Source organism: Rosenbergiella epipactidis, from assembly GCF_018494055.1.
GTDB lineage: Bacteria > Pseudomonadota > Gammaproteobacteria > Enterobacterales > Enterobacteriaceae > Rosenbergiella > Rosenbergiella epipactidis.
Genome location: NZ_JABBFQ010000013.1, coordinates 21,702 through 27,780, shown reverse-complemented (window position 1 = coordinate 27,780; position 6,079 = coordinate 21,702). Strand labels below are relative to the sequence as shown.

Below are 6,079 nucleotides of genomic sequence, written 5' to 3'. Positions count from 1 at the left end.
GGAGTTCCGCTCAGAGCGCAAGGGATTATTTAAACTTTTTTACTGAGTGGTGATTAATGAATCACTCCGTATAAAAAGGCTGCATTTTGCCTTAGAAATAGGCGATCCTTACCGTGATTTCATATTCAAAAGGTTGAAAGATTATGCAAAACCCATTGCGACGCTTTAAGGCGTATTCCCCAATTGTTGGTAAAGAGGTATTCATTGATCCCTCTGCGGTGGTTATCGGCGATGTGATCCTTAAGGATCATTCAAGTATATGGCCACTTGTGGTTATTCGTGGCGACGTTAATCAGATCTCTATTGGTGCAAGAAGCAATATACAAGATGGTTCGGTACTACACGTGACACATCGTTCGGAGAAGAATCCACTCGGCCACCCCCTTACCATTGGTGATGACGTCACTGTCGGCCATAAGGTGATGCTACATGGTTGCCGGATCGGTAATAGAGTGTTAGTTGGGATGGGTAGCATCATTCTTGATGCTGTTGAAATTGAAGATGACGTATTAATTGGTGCAGGTACCCTTATTCCGTCAAATAAAAAACTAATCAGTGGTTATCTCTATATGGGTAATCCAGTCAGACAAGTACGCCCACTAACAGATGACGAAATAAAAGGTTTAAAAAAATCAGCAGAAAATTATACAAACTGGAAGCAAGATTATATCGATAGCCAGTAACAGCCATGACTATCGTCAAGCTCAAGGGTAATGGCCTTCTCGGCCATTTCTTCAATATCCCAACGATTCTGGTCGAAAAGTGTGAGTGGCTCTCCTTCGCCGAAGTGGTTGCTTAACTCGACAAGACTCATGGCACAAGTCAATTTACGGCCGCTGTCTAATGCTGAGAAAACCACTGCCTGCCTCTCAGAGTCGAGGTATTCATCTTCTAGAAATTGTATTGCTTGATTCATGCAGACATCTCACTACGCAGCTGCATAATCACAGGATCGATATCAGGCATAATATCGTGCCAAAGCGCAAAGGCGTGTGCGGCTTGCCCGACTAACATTCCAAGTCCATCCGCCGTATCTTTTACGTTGTGGCTTATTGCCCAATCAATAAAAGGCGTGTTACCGGCTTGGTAAAACATATCGTAACAACTGGTCTTAGGTGTGAAGCAGTGCTCACTCAGCGGTGGGCGATTACCGCTTACTCCGCTTGAGGTCGCATTAATGATCAGATCGTAATCATGATGGGTGTCACTTTCTAGATGGAGAGAGAGTATGCCTATCTCCTTAAATTCATTAATCATCGCTTCCGCTTTAGATTGCGTTCTATTACTTATTGATAGCTGATAGCCTGCCTGCAGTAGAGGTTGGATTGCCCCTCTTGCTGCACCACCAGCCCCTAAGATAAGAATCTTAGCGTTATCCAATAAAGTAAAGTGCCGATGAAGGTCTGAGACAAGGCCAATCCCATCAGTGTTATCCCCCAAAATCTCGCCGTTATCGAGCAGCTTTAAGGTATTCACTGCACCGGCACATTGCGCACGCTCTGTTAGGTGATCAGCAAGTGCAAAAGCTTCTTGCTTGAAGGGTAAGGTGACATTAGCCCCCTTTCCGCCCTGCTCAAAAAATTGCTTCACTGATTTTTCGAATGCCCCCAATTCCACCAGCAAGCTACCATAGTGATGAGCAATAGCGGTTTGTTTAGCAAACTGCTGGTGAATAAAAGGGGATTTGCTGTGGGAAATAGGGTTTCCTATTACGACATATTCATAGTTGTGCATTTTGTTATCCCTCACGAATACGCTCGCCCGTTAAAGCATTTCTTATCTCTGAAGGATTCTCTCGTCCCCCGGTCGCAGCTTTAACCACTGCAAAATCCTCTCCAAACTGATCGATAACCTCATCCCAAACTCTAGCGGGAGGCTGGCCCGATAGGTTGGCGCTGGTTGAAACCAATGGTTTACCGACTGATTCACAAAGTTGCCGAGCAACAGGATGGTCTGTGACTCGCACCGCAATGCTCTCAAATTTCCCAGTGACCCATTTAGGAGCGTTGGGCGATGCTGGTACAACGAAAGTCACCGGTCCTGGCCAATGACCTAACATTCTTTTTTCTTGTAACTCACTGATTTCGTCAACGGCTATATAAGGACGTAATTGCTCATAAGACGCCGCAATCAGAATAAGTCCCTTCTCTACTGGTCGCTGTTTTAGCTGTAGTAATTCCTCGACAGCTTGTTGATTATCCGGATCACAGCCAAGACCGAACACAGCCTCGGTAGGGTAAGCGATAACTTTTCCATCTTGCAGTGCAGCGATACAGTGGGTTAATGATTCTTGATAAGAGATGTTAGACATTCGTTTACTCTTCAGAAATAGAACTGGCTTCTATTCCACAGGTTTTATTGGCACAAAAGGTTTTAATCCCTTTCGCACTCTTCTTATTATAGAGCAGCTTAAAACCACAATGGGCGCATACTCCACTAACAGGCGGATAATTCAACGCGTAGCGACATTTGGGATATTCTGAACAGGCATAAAACGTTTTACCAAAGCGCGATTGTCTTTTTACTAGCGTTCCATGCTGACATTCAGGGCAAGGCACCTCCGTCGAATCGGCATGGGTGATCGCCTCAGAATAATCACAATGTGGATAGTCAGTACACCCAATAAACATTCCATAACGTCCCTGCCTTAATGCCTTATCGGCACCACACGCAGGACAAGCATGACCTTCGAGCACTTTGATGATATGCCCATCAGCAGAGGGGGTTAACGAACGAAGAAAATCACATTGCGGAAACGTTGAGCAACCTAGAAATGGGCCATGTTGGCCCGAGCGTATGACGAGCTCTGCGCCACACTGGGGGCAGAGCTCTTGTTGCGCTGCAGAAAATAATTCGACTTTAGACATGGATTCACAATTAACAGCGATTCTCAGTGGATCACTCTATCCGTTACATCGAATAGTAGGTCTTCCATCTGTTGGTAGGCGTTCTCACACCCAGGAATATTGAAAAGAACCATCAATATTACCCATTTGAGATCATCCAACTCGAATGATTGGGTATCGAGAGCAGTTACACGCTCAATAACCATCTCACGTGTTTCAATGTTGAGGACTTGCATCTGTTCAAGCAGTAAAATGAAGCCCCGACATTCTGCATCTAATTTCATGCTTTCCTGTTCTGTATAAATACGAACAGAGAGAGGGTCGTTAAGCATCAACAATGGTTCGACTAATCCATCTTGATAATCTGCAAGCTTTTCTAACCAACTCAAAGCATTGTATATATCTTCTTGATGAAAACCTGCATCAGTTAAGTCATTGGTCAACTTATCCTGATCCACCTGCATTTCAATTTCACTGTGGATATATGTCTCAAACAAGTACATTAGAACGTCGAACATGGCTTGCCCTCCTTAATCGGACATAGCCGCCGGGTACAGCTGCGATCCACCCTGCTAACTCCAGCTCCAGTAATGCGACAACTGTTTCTGGCACAGGTTGGCCGGCACGTTCAGCGACAACGTCAACAGATGTTACCTCATCTCCTACGTTAGCCAAGAGATGAACAAATGGCAATGGTACTTTATCACTCTGCTCAAAATTTATTGAGTTGATCGGCGGATATAGCACAGAAGGATGAGCCGAGTGTAGATCTTCAATGATATCGCCAGCCTCTCTCACCAGTAATGCGCCTTGTTGTATTAACCAATGGCAACCAGCCGAAGAGGGGCTATGTAACGAACCGGGTAGAGCGTAAACATTTCTATTTTGTTCTAGAGCATACCGGGCAGTGATCAAAGAGCCACTACGCGGTGAGGCTTCAACCACTAATGTGCCGACACTCAGCCCACTGATAATTCGGTTTCTTCTCGGGAAATTAGTGCCTTTCGGCGGTACTCCTAACGGAAACTCACTGACGACTAAGCCACCTTTATCGATGATTTCATCATAAAGAGAAATATTCTCAGGTGGATAGACATGCCCTAATCCGCTTCCTAATACCGCAATTGTCTCCCCTGTACAGGATAATGCTGCACGATGCGCCGTGGCATCAATTCCTACCGCCAGTCCACTGGTAATAGCAATATTGTGCCGAGCAATATCGCTCGAAAACCTGTCGGCCCAATACTTACCATAGTATGTACAGTGACGACTTCCCACTATGGCAAGTTGTACCTTATCCAATAGCGCTATATTTCCAACAGCAAAGAGGTATAACGGCGGCGATGCACACTGCTTGAGGGATTGGGGGTAATAGGGATGATGGTAGTGGATAAAATACTGCCCCTTACCCGCCATCCATTGTTGAGCGCACGTAATTTCTTGTACCGGAAAACCACTATATTGACTAATTTGCGAGTCAGTCAGCCCAAGCTGCCGAAGCGTATCGCTGTTTATCTCTGGCTGTTGCTGTAGGGCGTTAATCAGATACAGACGATGAGGATACTTAATATTCTTTATCGCTACACATCGTAGCCAGGTTTCGATTTCCTTTAATTCCGTTTGCATAGTGAACACTCCGTTGCCTTATCAAGACTGTCAATCATGCAGTGAAAGGGCTACAATAAGCATGAATAATTAACCCTTTTTGAATAGAAATTTGGAAATTTATGTCAGTGTTACAAGTACTACATTATCCTGACGAGCGGCTTCGCAAAGTAGCAAAGCCTGTTGCTCAAGTGACTAGCGATATCAAACAGATTGTCGACGATATGTTCGAGACAATGTATGCCGAAGAAGGCATTGGTCTTGCGGCGACTCAAGTTGATATTCATCAACGCATTATCGTGATTGATGTCTCCGAAGAACGTAACGAACGTCTCGTATTGATCAATCCAGAGATCCTCAGCAAATGTGGTGAAACGGGTATTGAAGAAGGATGTCTGTCCATTCCTGAACAGCGTGCGTTAGTTCCACGAGCTGAGAAAGTGAGCGTGCGAGCGTTAAACCGTGAAGGTGAGCAGTTTGAGCTTGATGCTGACGGTTTACTGGCGATCTGTATTCAGCATGAAATCGACCACTTAGAGGGTAAGCTTTTTATCGACTACCTCTCACCTTTAAAGCGTCAACGTATTCGTCAAAAACTTGAAAAACTTGCTCGTCAAAACCGCGGCTAATCCCTTACTTATTACGTAGAGAACGGTACAGTGTCAGACTCCTTAAAAATAATTTTTGCCGGGACACCGGATTTTGCTGCAAAACATCTGGAAGTATTGCTCAACTCACCTTACCAAGTTGTTGGAGTCTTCACGCAGCCCGACCGTCCAGCTGGACGCGGGAAAAAACTGATGCCGTCTCCCGTTAAGGTTCTTGCCGAAGCCCATGGCCTCCCGGTTTTTCAACCAGAATCACTGCGTAATGCTGAACAACAACAATTAGTGGCTGATCTGAATGCAGACGTGATGGTGGTTGTCGCTTACGGCCTCATTTTGCCCGCTAATGTATTAGAAATGCCTAAATTGGGCTGCTTGAATGTCCACGGTTCGTTACTTCCCGCATGGCGAGGTGCCGCACCGATCCAAAGAGCATTATGGGCCGGTGATACACAAACAGGCGTCACTATTATGCAGATGGATGTCGGTCTAGACACTGGTGATATGCTGTTGAAAGTCTCTTGCCCTATCCTACCGCAGGATACAAGTGCATCGCTTTACGACAAACTTGCTGAATTAGGTCCTCAAGCTCTTTTAGAGAGTTTGCATCAGCTTTCACAAAATACACTGGTACCTGAGAAACAGGACGATAGCCTAGCAACTTATGCTCATAAATTGAGTAAAGAAGAAGCCCGTATCGATTGGAACCTACCAGCTATAACTTTAGAGCGTTGTATTAGGGCATTCAACCCGTGGCCATTTAGCTATTTTGTCATCAGCGACCAGAATATTAAAGTTTGGCGTGCTTCAGCGATCGCTTCTGATGAGAAGTTTATCCCTGGGACGATCATTTCTGCCGCAAAATCAGGTATTCAAGTGGCGACCGGTGAAGGCATTCTTAACCTAGAAATAATGCAACCAGCGGGTAAAAAACCTATGTCGACCCAAGACCTGCTTAATTCTCGACAAGAGTGGTTTACGCCTGAAACGGTTCTACATTAGAAAGCCTCGGTCTTTCAATCA

General features: G+C 45.2%; 9 protein-coding genes. 3 read left to right on the top strand and 6 right to left on the bottom strand.

The genetic code is table 11. The features are described from left to right. Positions 1-143 precede the first annotated feature (143 nt). Complete coding sequence (locus HGT71_RS15400) at positions 144-683, top strand: gamma carbonic anhydrase family protein (RefSeq protein WP_214218570.1); 540 nt, start codon at positions 144-146, stop codon at positions 681-683. Here the strand turns inward: HGT71_RS15400 and HGT71_RS15395 are convergent. From HGT71_RS15395 to dprA, 6 genes are read right to left on the bottom strand one after another with little or no spacing between them, the layout of a single operon-like run. Continuing rightward, positions 665-916: a DUF1488 family protein gene (locus tag HGT71_RS15395; RefSeq protein WP_214218569.1), complete on the bottom strand. Its 252-nt coding sequence runs from the start codon at positions 914-916 to the stop codon at positions 665-667. The genes HGT71_RS15400 and HGT71_RS15395 overlap by 19 nt on opposite strands. Then, positions 913-1,734: a shikimate dehydrogenase gene (gene aroE / locus HGT71_RS15390; RefSeq protein WP_214218567.1), complete on the bottom strand. Its 822-nt coding sequence runs from the start codon at positions 1,732-1,734 to the stop codon at positions 913-915. Before aroE ends, HGT71_RS15395 begins: the two co-directional genes overlap by 4 nt. A 4-nt stretch (positions 1,735-1,738) precedes the next feature. Beyond that, complete coding sequence (gene tsaC / locus HGT71_RS15385) at positions 1,739-2,311, bottom strand: L-threonylcarbamoyladenylate synthase type 1 TsaC (RefSeq protein WP_214218565.1); 573 nt, start codon at positions 2,309-2,311, stop codon at positions 1,739-1,741. 4 nt (positions 2,312-2,315) lie between these two features. Then, a complete protein-coding gene (locus HGT71_RS15380; protein WP_214218563.1) occupies positions 2,316-2,867 on the bottom strand; it encodes a DNA topoisomerase family protein in 552 nt (183 codons plus the stop codon). A 23-nt stretch (positions 2,868-2,890) separates the two neighbouring features. Beyond that, positions 2,891-3,364 carry a DUF494 family protein gene (locus tag HGT71_RS15375; protein ID WP_048912833.1) on the bottom strand — a complete coding sequence of 158 codons (474 nt, stop codon included), beginning with the start codon at positions 3,362-3,364 and terminating at the stop codon, positions 2,891-2,893. Continuing rightward, positions 3,336-4,472, bottom strand: a complete 1,137-nt coding sequence (dprA, locus tag HGT71_RS15370) for a DNA-processing protein DprA (RefSeq protein ID WP_214218559.1) — start codon at positions 4,470-4,472, stop codon at positions 3,336-3,338. Before dprA ends, HGT71_RS15375 begins: the two co-directional genes overlap by 29 nt. 101 nt (positions 4,473-4,573) lie before the next feature. Here dprA and def point away from each other — a divergent pair, with 101 nt between their 5' ends. Both def and fmt read left to right on the top strand, forming a co-directional pair. Beyond that, positions 4,574-5,080: a peptide deformylase gene (gene def, locus HGT71_RS15365; protein ID WP_214218557.1), complete on the top strand. Its 507-nt coding sequence runs from the start codon at positions 4,574-4,576 to the stop codon at positions 5,078-5,080. A gap of 30 nt (positions 5,081-5,110) precedes the next feature. Further along, positions 5,111-6,058 carry a methionyl-tRNA formyltransferase gene (fmt, locus tag HGT71_RS15360; protein WP_214218555.1) on the top strand — a complete coding sequence of 316 codons (948 nt, stop codon included), beginning with the start codon at positions 5,111-5,113 and terminating at the stop codon, positions 6,056-6,058. Positions 6,059-6,079 lie beyond the last annotated feature (21 nt).

What these genes read in the sequence shown, in the direction of transcription:
- tsaC (WP_214218565.1), bottom strand. Translation starts at nt 2,311, where the DNA reads ATGTCTAACATCTCTTATCAAGAATCATTAACCCACTGTATCGCTGCA.
- HGT71_RS15380 (WP_214218563.1), bottom strand. Translation starts at nt 2,867, where the DNA reads ATGTCTAAAGTCGAATTATTTTCTGCAGCGCAACAAGAGCTCTGCCCC.
- aroE (WP_214218567.1), bottom strand. Translation starts at nt 1,734, where the DNA reads ATGCACAACTATGAATATGTCGTAATAGGAAACCCTATTTCCCACAGC.
- def (WP_214218557.1), top strand. Translation starts at nt 4,574, where the DNA reads ATGTCAGTGTTACAAGTACTACATTATCCTGACGAGCGGCTTCGCAAA.
- HGT71_RS15395 (WP_214218569.1), bottom strand. Translation starts at nt 916, where the DNA reads ATGAATCAAGCAATACAATTTCTAGAAGATGAATACCTCGACTCTGAG.
- HGT71_RS15375 (WP_048912833.1), bottom strand. Translation starts at nt 3,364, where the DNA reads ATGTTCGACGTTCTAATGTACTTGTTTGAGACATATATCCACAGTGAA.
- HGT71_RS15400 (WP_214218570.1), top strand. Translation starts at nt 144, where the DNA reads ATGCAAAACCCATTGCGACGCTTTAAGGCGTATTCCCCAATTGTTGGT.
- dprA (WP_214218559.1), bottom strand. Translation starts at nt 4,472, where the DNA reads ATGCAAACGGAATTAAAGGAAATCGAAACCTGGCTACGATGTGTAGCG.